We start from the raw sequence: 15,499 nt of genomic DNA, 5'->3' as shown, positions 1-15,499 counted from the left end.
TGTTAGGCGGCAGACTATTGCCTCCTAAGCCAACACAACAAACAAAACGAAATAAAATAGCAATCACAGGAGTATGGAAATGAAAAAGTGGTTATTAGCAGCAACGATTGCTGCAACGGCAGTATCAGGTGTTGCCCAAGCGAAAGAATGGAAAACAGTTCGCTTTGGTATCGAAGGTGCTTACCCTCCGTTTAGCTGGACAGAAACTGATGGCTCAATAAAAGGCTTTGACGTAGACATGGCAAATGCACTCTGTGAAGAGATGCAAGTGAAGTGCAAAATCGTCGCTCAAGATTGGGATGGTATTATTCCTTCTCTGCTTGCACGTAAGTACGATGCCATCATCGCAGCAATGTCTATCACTGAAGAGCGCAAGAAAAAAGTCGATTTCACTGGCAAGTACGCACAAATTCCAAATAAATTTATCGCTAAGAAAGGTGCGGGTCTAGATTTTGATAATCTTAAAGATGTCAAAATTGGCGTGCAACGTGCGACGACACATGACAAGTACTTAACTGACAACTACGGCGATGATGTTGAAATTGTGCGTTATGGCTCTTTTGATGAAGCGTATCTTGATCTAGAAAATGGTCGAATTGCTGCTGTTTTAGGTGATGCTTCTGCTCTAGAAGAGGGTGTGATCAACAAAGCAGGTGGCGAAGCTTATGAGTTTGTTGGACCATCGTTAACCGATCCAAAATGGTTTGGCGAAGGTATGGGTATCGCTGTTCGTAAACAAGACAAAGATCTAACGAAGAAACTCGACGCAGCAATTATTTCACTACGTGAGAAAGGTGTTTACCAAGAAATTGCTGGTAAATACTTTAACTACGATGTGTACGGTGAATAAACCGTAATTAAGCGACCGTTGGCTTGTTCCTAGAAGTAGTCAACGGTCGATTTTTTGAGTTTAGGGATTAGGAACTCACCTATGCTAGATTTACAAGGATACGAAGCTTCGATTTTGAAAGGAGCTTTAGTAACAATAGAAGTTGCAGTGCTTTCACTCATTCTCGCCATGGTCTTAGGCATGCTTGGCGCATTAGCTAAGTTAGCGCCTTACAAATGGGCAAGGGCGATTGCCACTCTTTACACCACCGTCATTCGCGGCATTCCAGATTTGGTTCTGATGATGCTAATTTTCTTTGGTGGACAAATACTTTTAAATAACAGCCTTTACTCCATCAACGAAACGCTCAACGAGTGGTTTGCCTCGAGTGATCCAAACCATGAATGGACGTCTTACTTACCTGATTATATTGATGTCAGCCCATTTATAGCTGGTGTACTCACGATTGGTTTTATCTTTGGCGCCTACATGGCGGAGACTTTTCGTGGAGCGATCATGGCGGTGGACAAGGGTGAATTAGAAGCGGCGAAAGCTTATGGGATGAGCTCTGCTTTATCGTTTAGAAGAATCTTGCTTCCTCAGATGATTCGTCATGCATTACCTGGATTTGGTAATAACTGGTTAGTGTTACTTAAGACCACTGCGTTAGTTTCCATTATTGGTCTGGATGACATGGTGAGAATGAGCTCATTGGCAGCAGGTACGACCAAAATGCCGTTCACCTTTTACATGGCTGTCGCGCTCATCTTTCTATTTTTTACCAGCGTTTCGACCGGGCTACTCAAGCTTGTTGAGCGTAAGTTCAGTATTCATGCGAGGTAAGTTATGGACTTTTCTTTGATTATTGAAAGCTTTCCAACTTATCTTCAGGGACTTTGGACAACAGTTTGGTTAGTGGGATTAGCGTTGGTTATTGGCTTGTGTGTCTCTATCCCATTAGCCGTGGCACGCAATAGTACCAATTACGCTCTAAGCTTACCTTCTTGGGGATTCATTTACTTTTTCCGTGGAACGCCGCTATTGGTTCAGCTGTATTTGATTTACTACGGCATGGATCAGTTTTTCCCTGTGAAAGATACCTTATGGGAGAACGCTTGGTTCTGTGCTTTGGTCGCTTTTATTCTGAATACATCGGCTTACACCGCAGAAATTATTCGTGGTGCGATTAATGGTTTGCCGAAAGGTGAGGTGGAAGCTGCGAAAGCGTATGGCATGAGTAAGTTTATGACATACAGACGTATTATCTTGCCGAGTGCATTGCGTCGAGCATTACCAGCTTATTCAAACGAGGTCATATTTATGCTGCACGGAAGTGCAGTCGCGGGCATCGTTACCATCATGGATTTAACTGGTGCTGCGCGTCTAGTTAACTCGCGCTACTATGCACCATTTGAGTCTTTCCTGACGGCGGGGCTGTTCTACATGGCACTGACGTTTATGATCTTGTGGTGTTTCAAAGTGGCAGAGAAGCGTTTCTTAGCTTATCTGCGTCCTTTAAGCTAATTATCAATAGAGGCAATAGCATCGGAGTGGGTGCTATTGCTTTTGATAATTTTGTTATCTTCATTCCTATTTTTTCAGTCGATGTAAAAGACTCTTTCTTATTATTCATCAACTTACATTAACATTCGGTAAACTCATTGTTTAGTAAGTAAAAATGAAAAAAACAATTCTATCGTTGGGCATTGCCGCCTTAGCCACAGGATGTGGTGGGGGAGAGGGAGAATCACAACCTAATGCTCAAGTAAAACCAACGCCAGCTCCAGTTCAACAAGCTCTTGAAACTGGTAATGCACTGCTCGTTTCTGACCCGAGCGAATTCATTCGTAAAAGTCGTCAGGTTGTAGAAGCTCACAAGATGCAGTCGAATACGATCAAATCTGCAATTGCGAAAAACCTTTCAGGTCTTTATTGGGATCCAACCCATGATGCCGCGATCTTGGCACCTCAGTATGGCTTCAACGACACCATCTTGATGACCAATAAGGCCATGGCAAGCGGTTACAAAGATCAAGCTCTGTCAATTGGCGTTGCCGGGGAAAAGTCTAATGGTCAACGTTACGCACTATTAGGTAGTAACCCATTTAGAACGGCACAACGTTTTCCCGACTCTTCCAACGCAGCGATGACGAAATGGTTAAGTAACCTGGTCACTTGGTTGTCGGGCGGAGTTACTTCAAACGTCGTCATCGCGCAAATGGATCAGTCTTATTACTTTCCGGATGAGCAAGCGACTCGGAATTGGCTGAAAGACAATGTTTCACAAGAGTTGGCGTTTAACGAGGCCAACCTATGCGATGGTTCGAAGCTACTTAGCTGCTTGCAAACCAATACTCCAAACTTATTGATCTTGTCACAGCATCTGCAATCTGGAGATACCAACAAACCAGTACTCGAAGCTTTGGAATACGCTGAGCAAGCCCAAATTCCTGTTCTATACCTGCATTGGGATGGAGGACTAACTGATCTTGGCCAAGACATTTTGGGAAGATTCCATGTTGATTATGTGGGAGATAACTATTGGCGTAAGTTAGGCTTGGTCGACTGGGATCCTTCATCGTTGATGAACGTTGTGCCGGACTCTGTCATCACACAACAAGCGCTGTTGTCTCGTTTTGAATCTCAAAATTTCAACGTTGACTTGTCAAAGTGTGATGACAAATCCTGCCCTGACACTGCGAATATGGACAGTCAATTTTATGCAGGGGCAAACAGCATTCGCCATTGGTTGCAAAAGCTTGATGAACAAAAAGTAGATTTGTTTAATCAAAACGGCTACCAATACGAAAAACTCATGGTATTGCTGGCTGATCATTATCGTCAAACGGTTGTCTTCCCGATGGACAAACAGTCAACCCAAACGACCGAATTCCTAAAGTCGTACTTTGCCGATTACGTGCAATACAACAGCCGAAGCGTGAACCCAAAACAACCAAATATGGGGAACTTCAGCCGTAGTGAGTTTAGCCCTGAAATAAAGAGAATCAGTGCAACGATTAATATGGAATCAAAGCGTAACTTCCGTTCGGCTGGTGTGTATGCGCTTCCTGGGGAAACTTTTACGGTTAAACGTAATGACAGCAATGATGTGGCGACTAAGATTGTCATCAACACTTTAAGAAGTGGTGCAACTCATGAGTTCAGCGAAGATGGATACACGCGACCAAAACTGCTGACTTCATTTGCTTACGAAGTCAAAGCGGGTGAAACCATCACGCTGACTTCTCCTTATGGCGGCCCAGTACAGGTTCACTTTGACAAAAATGATGTTCCGGTTGAACTGAAATTTAATCATGTGGCACAGCATCCAGTTTGGAGAAGTGAGAAGGACAACGACGCTTTTATTCAACAGTTAGAAGCCAATTTATTCGATTGGGCTGAGCTGATCACTCCTGGGTTTGAAGTACACTCAAAGCGCGACAAAATGTTGGAGTCGGTCAACGATGAAATGTGGTCTACCCCTTCGGAAATGGCGCTTGCAACAGAAGAATATGTTCACAACTACCCGCATGTGCTGGCAGGTTTCCAAGGGCCGGGCATAGATGAAGTGCCTGAAATTATTCAATACGCCCAAAACCAAGGTTGGGAAATCGCCAATATTGATACAGTGAAGCACATGAACGCTGACCAAGCGACGTGTGGTTATGGTTGTTCGGGTAACCCTTACGATGCTTACTGGTCATTCAGCCCACTCGGTCACGGTGATTTACATGAGCTTGGTCATGGTTTAGAAAAAGGTCGATTCCGATTTTCAGGCTGGGAAGGGCATTCAACGACCAATTACTACTCGTATTACAGTAAGTCTCGTTTCTTCCAGAATACGGGAAAAGTTTCAACTTGCCAAAGCTTGGATTTCAAAGGCCAGTTTGAATTATTGCAAGCTAGCCGAACTCAAGCGGATCCAAACGCATACATGGCTGCGCAAAATCAAACCAGTTGGAGTTGGGGCGCTCGTGTTTACATTCAAATGATGATGGCGGCGCAGCATGAAGGTGTGCTTAAAAATGGTTGGCATTTATTGGCGCGCTTGCACCTGATTGAACGTGAGTTTAACCGCTTAAAATCGGACGACGCGCTTTGGGATGAGAGACGATTGAGCATTGGTTTTGCCAACTACTCTCGGGAAGAAGCAAATAGCATCTCGAACAACGACTGGTTGCTTATTGCTCTGAGCTACATCTCTCAGCGAGATATGACTAACTATCTCGATATGTGGGGGTTCTCGTTCACAGAAAAAGCGAAACAGCAGGTTGTGGCGCTGAATCTACCGCCGATGCCGCTCACTTACTTTGCAAGTAGTAATACAGGCTACTGTCTGAACGAATTTGCTCAAACACCGATAACTATTGATGGTCAAACGGTTTGGCCGCTGAATCAGTGATTAACTGGTAATTTGTATGAAAAGGGAGACAGAGTCTCCCTTTTTATTGGACTAAGCTTAGCGTTGAGTCTCGCTTATAGCTTTGCAATATATTACTTAAATGTTGACCAGATTGGTGCGTGATCTGAAGGCTTCTCGATACCACGAAGCTCATAGTCGATACCAGATTCAATACACTTTTCCGCTAGAGAAGGGGTTGCCAAAATGACATCAATTCGTAGGCCACGGTTATCATCAAAACCGCGAGAACGGTAGTCAAACCACGAAAATTGATCGTTCACCTCTGGGTATAGCTTACGGAAGGTGTCCACAAAGCCCCAGTCTAGTAAGGTTTTCAACCATTCGCGCTCTTCAGGTTGGAATGAACATTTACCTGTTTTTAGCCAACGTTTACGGTTTGGTTCGCCGATACCGATATCTGCATCAATAGGGCTGATGTTGATGTCACCCATAACAATCAATTGCTCGTCGTTATTGTGATGATCGTTTAGGTAGGTCATCAGATCTTTATAGAATTGGCGCTTGTATGGGAATTTGGTTTCGTGGCTGATGTTATCCCCTTGAGGGAAATAGCCGTTTAGCACAGTGACCTTTTCGCCGTTTTCATTTAAAAACGTTGCCATGATCATGCGCTTTTGATGTTCCTCGTTATCCGTCGGGAACCCTTTTTGAACGTGTAGAGGCTCTTGCTTACAAAGCATTGCTACGCCGTAATGTGCTTTTTGACCATGGAAATACACTTTGTAGCCCATGGCTTCGACAGCTTCAATCGGGAATGCTTCATCGTGAACTTTAATTTCCTGAAGACCAATCACATCAGGTTGGTGTTTGTCGATTAGCGCTTGGAGTTGGTGCAGTCGCGCACGTAGTCCATTGATGTTAAAGCTGATTACTTTCATTATTTATCCTTTTGGGGGCGTACTTTTTTATGAATAGTATCATTGTGTAAGAGCACTGAAAATGAGTCTCGGTGAAAGGATTGAAACGCTCTGAGCTACTTTGCTTTTAATTTGTTTTCTAAGTCGTTTTGCACGATCTTTAAAGCGTTAAGCGCAACTTCTGGATCTATCTCATTGCTCTCAAGCAAATAGATTAAATCGACAGCCAGTTTGATCTCTTCAGGTGCGTCATCTAAAGGCGAGGTTGGTTGATCAGCCATTATTGATGTTTTTCCCTATGTGTAATTTGGTTCTCTAGCTTAAGAAGTGCTGCTTCACAACGCGCTAAACGTTGCTCGGTTGCTAGTAATACTTTTTGAGCGTCGGCACGCATAAAACTCGGAGCGCTTTCGACAGCACGTTCTTTTTCTAACACCATCTCGCGCAAGCGTCTTGCCCACTCTTGGTGTTGAGCGAGTTCCTGATAAAGCACGTTGATAGGCTTGCGGAAATAGCTGCTATGTTTGATTTCATTCTTACGAATTTTAGTGGTAGAAATCTCGCGTTGAATTGCACCGATTTGCGCCACTAACCGTTCAGTGAGGTACTCAGCACGCAAAGCGGTGAGCTTACCTTCATTTTGCTCACGCACAATCGCATCCAGCGTGGCTTTTGCTTCTTTTACGCAAGGAGTAAGTAAGCGAGAGCGGCAACCAAATAAACGCTCATCAAAAAGCGGAACATGATGTTCGCCTCTTTGACGGTCAAGAACAGCGGCTTGCTTCGCCATTTGTTCTAGATTTTCCTGGAGTTGAGAAATGTTCATGACAAACCTACAAACCATGCGTCATAAGCCAATTTAATGGCTAGTATGCTGACGACAGTAACAAATACAGGACGAATGAATTTAGAACCAAATCTAATAGCGGAGTGCGCGCCAACAAAAGCACCAGCCATTAAACATACTCCCATTGTTAAGCCTAGCACCCAGTTGATGTGTCCGAGGAATGCAAAAGTGATCAAAGAGGTAAAGTTACTGGTAAAGTTCATTGCTTTTGCTAAGCCAGAGGCGAGCAAGATATTCAGTCGGTACAGCGCCATTGAACTTACTGTCCAAAAAGCCCCAGTTCCAGGCCCTGCGAGTCCGTCGTAGAATCCTATGGATAAGCCTTGCATGTACTGTTTTTTATGAAGTTTTGGGCAAGGCTCGGGTATTGGACTTTGATGAGCAGAGTGGGGCGTTTTATGAAAAACGGTATACAACGCTGCCGCCAAAATAACAAGCGGCAATCCTTTTTCCAGCCAATCCGTACTAATCGCATCTACAAATAGCGTACCTAATGTCGCTCCGAAGAGTGTCGCCACGAATGCACGCCGCCAGCATTGAGGCTTGAATAGACGTTTTTTGTAGTACGTAAATGCCGCAGTAGAAGAAGCAAAGGTAGCGGCAAGTTTATTGGTGCCTAGTGCAATATGAGGCGGCAAGCCTAGCGAAAGTAGAGCAGGTACGGTAAGCATGCCACCACCACCGGCAACTGCATCAATAAATCCTGCGACAAAAGCGACAAGCGCCAACACCAACAGCATGGTTGGCTCAATCATTTCCATAAATGGTGATTCTTCTAATATTCTATTTTACGTTTAAATGGAGGTAGTGAGTCGATTAAGGCTTGTCCGTATCGCTTAGTGACTAGGCGTCGATCAAGAATCGTTACTCTACCAGAATCTCTCTCTTTACGCAGTAAGCGACCTACGCTCTGGATCAGCTTTTTGCTTGCGTCTGGTACAGTTATTTGCATAAACGGGTTTCCTCCTTTTTTCTCAATGTATTCGGAATGAGCCTGCTCAACAGGGGAGGTTGGAACGCCAAATGGAATTTTTGTAATCACCAAGTTTTCAAGTAATTCGCCAGGTAAGTCTAGCCCCTCAGAGAAACTGCCAGTACCAAATAAGACGCTGGTTTTATTTGATTCTATTAACTTTTTATGTTTTTTTAGAATTTCTTGACGTGAGCTTTCACCTTGAACTTGCAACGCCCAGCCTTTTTTTATGAACTCCGAAGAGAGTGCCTTCGCGACTTGGTTCATCTGCCAATAGGATGAGAATAATACTAAGTTGGCTTTCTTGTCTTCCAAGTACTTAGGCAAGATCTCAATAAGATATTCAGTAAATTGAGGCGCTGGTGGTTCATATTTCATCGCAGGGATGAGTAATTCTGCCTGGTTTTGGTAATCGAATGGTGACGCAAGCGCTAAAAACTGAGTACCTGATTCTGGTTTTCCATCAATACCAACCTGATGGCAAAAGTAATGGAAAGAGTTTAATGCACGCATCGTTGCGGAAACCAAAATGGCGCCAATACATCTGCTCCAAATCTGTTGGTCGAGTTGCCATCCAATTTCAAGTGGCGAAACACTCACAATGAAATCACCCTCGCGATCGGGGTGGGTTTCTAACCAGCGAGCTAAAGGCGCACCTTTTTCACGAGTTGGTTCAGCCATTAAATGCCATACTTGCGCTAGGTTTTCTAACCTTTGAATGTAGAAACCGAGCTCTGCAAGCGCTGGTTCAGCCAACCTTGTCGCAAGCTCCCCGTCCTTTACTCTTTCCGCAATAAGGTCGGCAATTTTTGCCACACTCTGATTTGCTTTTTTACTGAACTGTTTTAGTTCTTTGGATTGGTTCTCTAGCCATTCTGGTAGTTCACCGTGTTCGAAGCGGTAGATACCCTCTTCAAATTGAGCCGGGTCGAACTGTTTGGGCAATTGAGTCAGTGCCGGTATCAAGTTCTGAACCGCGTCTTGAAGGTCGTTGCGAAATCGAGCTACGCGTTTCTCGTCTGCGAGTGATGAAAACTTACTAATCGACTGATTTAACTTCTCAAGCCATGCTGCCGCACCTTTTAAACTCGCAGATGCTGAAGCATGGTCACGAGCGACGTGAGGTAAGTGATGTGCCTCGTCGAAGACGTATATCGTATTTTCTGGCTCAGGTAAAATCACGCCGCCACCTAAATCTGCGTCTGCCATGACGAGAGAGTGGTTAGCAATGATGACATCGTTTTTATCCAACTCTGAGCGCGCTTTTTGGAATGGGCAGCCGCGGTGGCCTGGTAAACTGTTATTGCAACTGTGTTTATCACTGACAATCAGTTGCCAAAGCTTATCGTCGATGGGTTTAGGCCAAGAATCACGGTCACCGTCCCATTTACCTTGCGCAAGAGAGCGATGCATTGTTTCTAACAGCTCTATATCTTTTTGCTTAGGTTTGGTTTCAAACATGGCTAACTGGCCACCATCAGCACCGCTAGCAGTAGCGAGCTTTTCTGCACAACAATAGCGTTGACGGCCTTTTGCCAAAATAAAAGAAAACTCTCGGTCGGTAATCCGACGAAAAAGAGGGAGGTCTTTGTTTATGAGCTGCTCTTGCAGAGCGACGGTCGCCGTTGAGATAACCACTTTTCTATTGTTATGTACAGCCACGGGAATGGTCGCCATTAGATAGGAGAGCGATTTACCAATTCCAGTCCCTGCTTCTGCAACGAGTATTCGGTTAGATTTGTGATACTGACCGCACAGCGTTTTTGCAATCTCTGCAACAAGGTAGTTTTGTGCTCTTCTAGGCACAAAGTTATCAAGTTGATCTTGAAGGTTTTGATAGCTATTACGAATCGATTTTTGAATGTTACTGGTCAGCATACGGGCCTCAAATGCGTTGGAGGCGAATAGTAGCACACATCACTAGTTGTACAGTAGTTCACAAAACGGAATGCTTTTATAAGGAATGTAGATCTCCTTCACAAAAAAATATTGAACCTTATCTTAATGAAATTAATTTCATTATATGAAAAATATAAAACTCCAACTTGGTCTGATTTGTGGGTTTTTATTCTTTTTTTTGTTTTTTTAAATTTACTTATTGGATTAAAAAACCATTTGTTAATAATTTTGTAAATTACAAATAATAATGGAGATTGGTTAGATGTTCGTCGAATAAATAAAGGTAAACCTATCAAGTTATTGTTTTATAATGGTATTTTGTTTTTTTTACATTGGTATTTAGAAAATTTGACAGCCAGAATAATCTTTTGCACTCTTAGCTCCAGATTTTGAGGAGGTGCTGTATAACGTTTTGTTAACGCTTTACCTCAAACATATAAAAAAAGGGAACCGGACAAGGATATCCCGAACTAAGAAAAGGCAGTGGATTAATTATGAAAAAAACTCTATTAGCACTAGCTGTAGTTGCGTCTGCAACTTCAGTGAACGCAGCTGAAGTATTCAAATCTGAAGAAGGTTCTGTAGATTTCTACGGTCAGCTACGTCCAACTCTTCTATTCACAGAAAAAACTGATCACACAGCAGAGCTAAACACTAGCTCTTCTCGTACTGGTGTGAACGCGGTTTACGTTGTTGACGAAAGCCTAAAAGTTCTGGGTGAAGTTGAAATCGGTGTTGCTCTAGGTGACAACTACGACGCAGGTGCTGATTCAAGCGAGCGTACAGATGACTCTGTATACGTACGTCGCCACATCATCGGTTTTGATATGGGTGATATGGGTACTCTTCGCTTCGGTAAAGAAGGTACTTGGGCTGATGACGTATACTTCGCAGATTACTCTTACTTCTTCGGTGGTAATGCAGCGGAAACTGCATACGGTCACGCTTGGAACAACGATTCTCAAATCAAATACGCTTACGAAAATGACGCGTTCTGGCTAAAAGCTGGTTACGCGCTAGGCGAAAAAGATTCTAACGAAGAAGTACTAGAAGTATTCGTTGGTAAATCTTTCAACGACCTATCTCTACACGCTGGTGTACTTACTGCGAACAACGACATCAACGTAACTAAAGAGAAAAAACTAGTTCTTAATGGTGTAGAGCAAACAGTTTCTCACACAGAGCGTACTGATAACGAAAACCTATCTTTTGAAGTAACTGCTGAGTACGCACTAAACGAGCACACTCTAGGTGCTACGTACTACTACAACGAAAACGAAGATAAGCTAGGTAAATCAACAGTTGATTCACACTACATCGTTGTAGCTGGTATGTTCGCTGTCGCTCCTAAAACAACTCTATACTCTGGTTACGAGTACCTAGCTCAGTCTACTGACGAAGCAGGTAAAGTAGACGCAGACTCTTCTTGGTTCTACGCTGGTGTTGAATACAAGTTCTCTAAATGGGCACGTGTATTCGCAGAAGCGGGTTACACTTTCGAAGGTACTGACTTCGACAACAAAGACACAGACGACGCAACTAACTTCGGTGTTGGTGCTCGTTTCTACTGGTAATCAATACCCAGTTTGATATTGTAAGACCCAGCTATATGCTGGGTCTTTTACTATGAAGATAAGGATGAAAAATTCTATGCAGTTATCATTAAAAGTGGCAATGGCACTGTCTATTTTTGCCAGTACAAACCTCTACGCTGCAACGACTTTAGTGGTTCCAGAAGACGTAAAGTTATTGGCCGTCAACATGGAGAAGCCAGATCTAGAAGGTGGTCTTTTTTCTAGTGAGAAGACAATCGAACTACCTGACGGAACGAATCAAATTGTCTTCAAATATCAACCTACATTCGAAATTAACGAAAACCTTAAGACGGTTTACAGTGATGTAATCGTTGCTAAATTTGATGCTGAAAACGAAAAGCTAACGTTTGAACTGCCAGAGTTTAAAACTCTTCGCCAAGCGCAAAACAACATCTCGCCTCTAGATTGGCAATTACTGGATACCAAAGGCCAACCTATTGCTTTGGTCGAAGATGTATTAGAGTCAGATGGTGTTCAAATTGGTCGTAATTACCCTCAAGAAACTCGTAACTACAACATTGCTGGCGGTATTGCGAGTGTTGCTGTTAGCTATGTAACTGTGAATCAGCATCAACAATCAGTAAGTGATATCGAGCCTCGAGTTGAGACTAGTGATACCCGTTCAACAGCCGCATCGAACGACAGCCCAATGGTTGATGTATTAAAGACGATGTACCAGAAAGCGTCTCCGGCGGAAAAAGAGGCCTTTAAAAACTGGCTTGCTGAGCAGTAATCCCTTAGTTCATTAGATAGGGCTTAACTGAAAAAGTACGAATCTAAAAAGCAGGCTTTAAGCCTGCTTTTATCTTTTCTGCTTATTAGAGAGAGATTTCTCTCCATTCACCAGGCATTAGGTCGTTAAGGACGATATCACCCATCGAATGACGAATGAGGCGCAAGGTAGGGAAGCCGATGTGCGCAGTCATGCGACGCACCTGACGATTTCTTCCTTCAATAATGGTAATGGCTAACCAAGTGGTAGGGATATTTGCTCGAAAACGAACAGGAGGCGTTCTGTCCCAGACTTGTGGTTCTGGAATAACTTCAACTTCGGCTGGTAGAGTCATACCATCTTTTAGCTCTACTCCCTTTCTCAATTTTTCAAGATCTTGCTCCTGAGGAGCGCCATCGACTTGAACCCAATAAGTCTTCGGCGATTTTGACTTTGGCTGCGTTAGCTTCGCCTGCAAGATGCCATCGTTAGTGAGTACCATTAAACCTTCGCTGTCTCGGTCCAATCGGCCAGCCGCATAGACATTTTTGATCGGGATATAGTCCGCTAACGTTTTGCGACCATCGCCATCGGTAAATTGACTGAGCGTATCGTAAGGCTTATTGAAAATAATGACTTTACGATCTTTAGGGGGCACTTTTGGCTTTTGGCTCTTTGTTGGGAGATTAGGGCGGCGGTCTTGCTGAGTACGAGTCTTCGAGCCATTGCGAGCTCCTGAGTGTTTAAAATGGCCCGTTTTAGACTGGTTACGACTGCGACCTTTTTCCTGACCTGTACGAGATGACATGTTAACTACCCTGCAAAAATGTAAATGAACTGTGTTTGAAAGTTTTAAGTTTTCTCATGATCGGATATGATTTGCGCGCCTAAAACTAACAAACGCGCACAGAATGATAGACTAATTCGTGTTATTTGTTTAATTATATCAGTGCACTCATGGATTCAGAGCTTAGAGCTTCAAACTACAACAAAGAGTGCGAACCGCATGTGGCGTTAGTGAGGAGACATGTACTGCTAACGCGCAGCAATGCGTCAATTAAACCAACTCAGACGCTGAGTTGATCAGCCAACAAGTTGATTAAAAAATAGGGAAATTTCATGCCTACAGAAAAACCTACAATTATCTACACCATCACTGATGAAGCGCCGGCGCTAGCAACTTATTCATTACTACCAATCATTCAATCATTCACAGCATCGTCTGGCATCAATGTAGATACTCGTGATATTTCACTAGCAGGTCGAATTATCGCTAACTTCCCAGAGCATCTAAAAGAAGAACAGCGCATTGGCGATGCGTTGACTGAGCTTGGTGAACTAGCTCAAACTCCAGAAGCAAATATCATCAAGCTACCTAACATTTCAGCTTCAGTTCCTCAGCTTAAAGCGGCGATTAAAGAGCTTCAGGCGAAAGGTTACGATTTACCAAACTACCCAGAAGAGCCGAGCACTTACGAAGAGAAAGCGATTAAAGCGGCTTACGACAAAATCAAAGGTAGTGCGGTTAACCCAGTACTTCGTGAAGGTAACTCAGACCGTCGTGCTCCGACTTCGGTTAAGAACTACGCGAAGAAAAACCCACACTCAATGGGTGCATGGTCAGCAGAATCTAAGTCCCATGTTGCGAGCATGTCAGACAATGACTTCTTTGGTAGCGAAAAGTCTACAACTATCTCTGGTGCAACAGAGGTCAAAATCGAGTTTGTCGGTAATGATGGTACAGTTAAAGAGCTTAAGTCTGCGTTCCCATTACTAGATAAAGAAGTCATTGATACTTCAGTAATGAAGAAGAAGGCGTTGGTTGAATTTTTCGAGAAAGAGATTGCTGAAGCGAAAGCACAAGACGTGCTGCTGTCTCTTCATATGAAAGCGACGATGATGAAAGTGTCTGACCCTGTCATTTTCGGCCATGCAGTAAAAGTTTACTACAAAGACGTTTTCGATAAGTACGGTAAGCTGTTTGAAGAGCTAGGTGTTGATGTAAACAATGGCATCGGTGATGTTTACTCAAAAATTGAGTCTCTACCTGAAGCGCAAAAAGCAGAAATTGAAGCGGCCATTCAAGCGGTTTACCAAACTCAACCAGAACTTGCGATGGTTGACTCTGATCGTGGTATCACAAACTTACATGTACCAAGTGACATTATTGTAGATGCTTCTATGCCAGCAATGCTTCGCTCTTCGGGTCAAATGTGGGGACCAGATGGTAAACAAAAAGACACCAAAGCGATGATTCCAGATCGTAGCTACGCAGGTATTTACCAAGCGGTTATTGATTTCTGTAAAGAGCACGGCGCATTTGATCCAACCACTATGGGTAGCGTACCTAACGTTGGTCTAATGGCTCAGAAAGCTGAAGAGTATGGTTCTCACGACAAGACATTCATTCTAGACGCTGCGGGTACTGTTCGCGTTGTTGATGCTTCAGGTAACGTACTGTTAGAGCAAGCGGTTGAAGAAGGTGATATCTTCCGTATGTGTCAGGTTAAAGACGCACCAATCCAAGATTGGGTTAAACTAGCAGTGACTCGCGCACGTGCAACAGGTGTTCCAGCTGTATTCTGGCTAGATGAAAACCGCGCGCACGATGCTGAGCTCATCAAGAAAGTAAACGCCTACCTACCAGATCACGATACTGACGGTCTAGAGATTAAGATCCTATCTCCTGTTGAAGCTTGTAAGTACTCACTAGAGCGTATGAAAGCGGGCCTAGATACTATCTCTGTTACAGGTAATGTTCTTCGTGACTACCTAACAGACTTGTTCCCAATTCTCGAGTTAGGTACGTCTGCTAAGATGCTATCTATTGTTCCATTGATGAATGGTGGTGGTCTATTTGAAACAGGCGCTGGTGGTTCTGCTCCTAAGCACGTTCAACAAGTAGAAAAAGAGAATCACCTTCGTTGGGATTCTTTGGGCGAGTTCCTAGCGCTTGCAGCTTCGTTAGAGCATTTAAGTGTAGCGACAAACAATCCTAAGGCTCAGGTTCTCGCAGATACACTAGATAAAGCGACCGGTGAGTTTTTAGACACCAACAAATCTCCGTCACGTAAAGTGGGTGAGCTAGATAACCGTGGAAGCCACTTCTATCTTGCACTTTACTGGGCGAAAGCGCTTTCAGAGCAAACGGATGATGCGGATCTTGCTGCTGAATTTGCACCAATTGCAAAAGCGCTGTCAGAGCAGGAAGAAACGATCGTTGCTGAGCTAAATAATGCGCAAGGCGTGAAAGGTGAGCTAGGAGGTTACTACTTACTAGACGATGCATTGGTTTCTAAATTGATGCGTCCAAGCGAAACCTTTAACGCAATCATTAACAAGTAAGTTAGTGTAAAAACACGTC

General features: G+C 43.6%; 13 protein-coding genes. 7 read left to right on the top strand and 6 right to left on the bottom strand.

Annotated elements, in window-relative coordinates:
• Window positions 1-79 precede the first annotated feature (79 nt).
• From R8N47_RS15875 to R8N47_RS15860, 4 genes are all read left to right on the top strand, one after another.
• Window positions 80-850, top strand: coding sequence for an ABC transporter substrate-binding protein (locus R8N47_RS15875; protein ID WP_005378437.1), 771 nt, complete (start codon window positions 80-82; stop codon window positions 848-850).
• An 81-nt stretch (window positions 851-931) separates the two neighbouring features.
• Window positions 932-1,672, top strand: a complete 741-nt coding sequence (locus tag R8N47_RS15870; protein ID WP_005378436.1) for an ABC transporter permease — start codon at window positions 932-934, stop codon at window positions 1,670-1,672.
• A 3-nt stretch (window positions 1,673-1,675) separates the two neighbouring features.
• Entirely contained in the window at window positions 1,676-2,353 is a 678-nt protein-coding gene (locus R8N47_RS15865) for an ABC transporter permease (protein ID WP_005378435.1), read from the top strand.
• 154 nt (window positions 2,354-2,507) lie between these two features.
• Entirely contained in the window at window positions 2,508-5,231 is a 2,724-nt protein-coding gene (locus R8N47_RS15860; RefSeq protein WP_053307478.1) for an ImpA family metalloprotease, read from the top strand.
• Between the two features lie 92 nt (window positions 5,232-5,323).
• Here R8N47_RS15860 and xthA read toward each other — a convergent pair whose 3' ends face one another.
• The 5 genes from xthA to dinG all read right to left on the bottom strand — a co-directional run bounded on the left by xthA (window position 5,324) and on the right by dinG (window position 9,807).
• Entirely contained in the window at window positions 5,324-6,130 is an 807-nt protein-coding gene (xthA, locus tag R8N47_RS15855; RefSeq protein ID WP_005378433.1) for an exodeoxyribonuclease III, read from the bottom strand.
• 95 nt (window positions 6,131-6,225) lie between these two features.
• Window positions 6,226-6,390: a pleiotropic regulatory protein RsmS gene (gene rsmS, locus R8N47_RS15850; protein WP_005378432.1), complete on the bottom strand. Its 165-nt coding sequence runs from the start codon at window positions 6,388-6,390 to the stop codon at window positions 6,226-6,228.
• Window positions 6,390-6,935: a primosomal replication protein gene (locus tag R8N47_RS15845; RefSeq protein ID WP_033905048.1), complete on the bottom strand. Its 546-nt coding sequence runs from the start codon at window positions 6,933-6,935 to the stop codon at window positions 6,390-6,392. Before R8N47_RS15845 ends, rsmS begins: the two co-directional genes overlap by 1 nt.
• The gene (locus R8N47_RS15840; protein WP_005378430.1) at window positions 6,932-7,717 is read right to left on the bottom strand and encodes a sulfite exporter TauE/SafE family protein; all 786 of its coding nucleotides are present in this window, start codon (window positions 7,715-7,717) and stop codon (window positions 6,932-6,934) included. Before R8N47_RS15840 ends, R8N47_RS15845 begins: the two co-directional genes overlap by 4 nt.
• A 14-nt stretch (window positions 7,718-7,731) precedes the next feature.
• Window positions 7,732-9,807, bottom strand: a complete 2,076-nt coding sequence (gene dinG, locus R8N47_RS15835; protein ID WP_017634733.1) for an ATP-dependent DNA helicase DinG — start codon at window positions 9,805-9,807, stop codon at window positions 7,732-7,734.
• Between the two features lie 515 nt (window positions 9,808-10,322).
• On the opposite strand from dinG, the gene R8N47_RS15830 reads away from it, so the two are divergent.
• Window positions 10,323-11,402, top strand: a complete 1,080-nt coding sequence (locus R8N47_RS15830) for a porin (RefSeq protein ID WP_005378424.1) — start codon at window positions 10,323-10,325, stop codon at window positions 11,400-11,402.
• Window positions 11,403-11,478: 76 nt separating this feature from the next.
• A complete protein-coding gene (locus tag R8N47_RS15825) occupies window positions 11,479-12,156 on the top strand; it encodes a DUF2057 family protein (RefSeq protein ID WP_017820027.1) in 678 nt (225 codons plus the stop codon).
• 85 nt (window positions 12,157-12,241) lie between these two features.
• Here the strand turns inward: R8N47_RS15825 and R8N47_RS15820 are convergent, their stop codons facing one another.
• Window positions 12,242-12,943 carry a pseudouridine synthase gene (locus R8N47_RS15820; RefSeq protein ID WP_053349439.1) on the bottom strand — a complete coding sequence of 234 codons (702 nt, stop codon included), beginning with the start codon at window positions 12,941-12,943 and terminating at the stop codon, window positions 12,242-12,244.
• Window positions 12,944-13,254: 311 nt separating this feature from the next.
• Here R8N47_RS15820 and R8N47_RS15815 point away from each other — a divergent pair, with 311 nt between their 5' ends.
• Window positions 13,255-15,480: an NADP-dependent isocitrate dehydrogenase gene (locus tag R8N47_RS15815; protein WP_005378404.1), complete on the top strand. Its 2,226-nt coding sequence runs from the start codon at window positions 13,255-13,257 to the stop codon at window positions 15,478-15,480.
• The last annotated feature ends 19 nt before the right edge of the window (window positions 15,481-15,499 follow it).

Source organism: Vibrio sp. 2132-1, assembly GCF_033344315.1.
This window is presented reverse-complemented; position numbering and strand designations above follow the sequence as displayed.

Bases quoted from the DNA above. Each gene is read 5' to 3' on its own strand.
- R8N47_RS15875 (WP_005378437.1), top strand. From the start codon at position 80: ATGAAAAAGTGGTTATTAGCAGCAACGATTGCTGCAACGGCAGTATCA.
- R8N47_RS15825 (WP_017820027.1), top strand. From the start codon at position 11,479: ATGCAGTTATCATTAAAAGTGGCAATGGCACTGTCTATTTTTGCCAGT.
- R8N47_RS15820 (WP_053349439.1), bottom strand. From the start codon at position 12,943: ATGTCATCTCGTACAGGTCAGGAAAAAGGTCGCAGTCGTAACCAGTCT.
- R8N47_RS15815 (WP_005378404.1), top strand. From the start codon at position 13,255: ATGCCTACAGAAAAACCTACAATTATCTACACCATCACTGATGAAGCG.
- R8N47_RS15860 (WP_053307478.1), top strand. From the start codon at position 2,508: ATGAAAAAAACAATTCTATCGTTGGGCATTGCCGCCTTAGCCACAGGA.
- dinG (WP_017634733.1), bottom strand. From the start codon at position 9,807: ATGCTGACCAGTAACATTCAAAAATCGATTCGTAATAGCTATCAAAAC.
- R8N47_RS15865 (WP_005378435.1), top strand. From the start codon at position 1,676: ATGGACTTTTCTTTGATTATTGAAAGCTTTCCAACTTATCTTCAGGGA.
- xthA (WP_005378433.1), bottom strand. From the start codon at position 6,130: ATGAAAGTAATCAGCTTTAACATCAATGGACTACGTGCGCGACTGCAC.
- rsmS (WP_005378432.1), bottom strand. From the start codon at position 6,390: ATGGCTGATCAACCAACCTCGCCTTTAGATGACGCACCTGAAGAGATC.
- R8N47_RS15840 (WP_005378430.1), bottom strand. From the start codon at position 7,717: ATGGAAATGATTGAGCCAACCATGCTGTTGGTGTTGGCGCTTGTCGCT.
- R8N47_RS15870 (WP_005378436.1), top strand. From the start codon at position 932: ATGCTAGATTTACAAGGATACGAAGCTTCGATTTTGAAAGGAGCTTTA.
- R8N47_RS15845 (WP_033905048.1), bottom strand. From the start codon at position 6,935: ATGAACATTTCTCAACTCCAGGAAAATCTAGAACAAATGGCGAAGCAA.
- R8N47_RS15830 (WP_005378424.1), top strand. From the start codon at position 10,323: ATGAAAAAAACTCTATTAGCACTAGCTGTAGTTGCGTCTGCAACTTCA.